The sequence below is a fragment of the Halorubrum sp. ASP1 genome, assembly GCF_005435135.1.
Taxonomy (GTDB): Archaea; Halobacteriota; Halobacteria; order Halobacteriales; family Haloferacaceae; genus Halorubrum; species Halorubrum tropicale.
The window spans coordinates 1-540 of sequence record NZ_SGUA01000047.1 but is presented as its reverse complement, the minus strand read 5'-3'; the positions used below and the strand labels follow the sequence as shown (position 1 = coordinate 540).

Sequence of the window (540 nt, the reverse complement as noted above, 5' to 3'; positions counted from 1 at the left end):
CCATGGAAACTAAGTCCGCAGACGTGGCCGTCATCGGGGGTGGCGTGGCCGGGATGAGCACGGCCGCACGATTGCAGGCAGACGGCTACTCGACGGTCGTCCTCGAACAGCATCACAGCGTCGGTGGCTGTGCAGGCTACTACGAACGAGCGGGGTTCCGGTTCGATGTCGGCGCGACAACCCTCGTGGATTTCGTCCCAGAGGGTGTCGGTGGCCAGCTGCTGTCGGCTGTCGGCTTCGAGCCGCCATCACTAGAAATACAGGACGCCTACGACGTCTGGCTGCCGGACCGAACGGTAACGCTGTACCGCGACCAGGCCGATTGGGACGCCGAGCGGCGCAGGAAACTCGGCGACGACAGGCGACAGCTGGCGTTCTACGACTTCATCGATGACCTCTCAGCGCGGCTCTGGCGACTCACCAGAACAGACGTCAAAATGCCGATACAGAGCGTCGGTGATCTCGTTCGGAACGCCACTGCAGTCGGCCTTCGGGACCTTCCGCTGGTCAGATATCTCCGCTGGACGATGGCCGACGCGA

1 protein-coding gene is annotated in these 540 nt (G+C 63.3%); it reads left to right on the top strand.

Features of this window, described 5'->3' with window-relative positions; genetic code table 11:
- Window positions 1-2: 2 nt before the first annotated feature.
- Window positions 3-540: phytoene desaturase family protein (locus EXE48_RS18175; RefSeq protein ID WP_137712169.1), on the top strand; the 538-nt coding region annotated here is incomplete at its 3' end.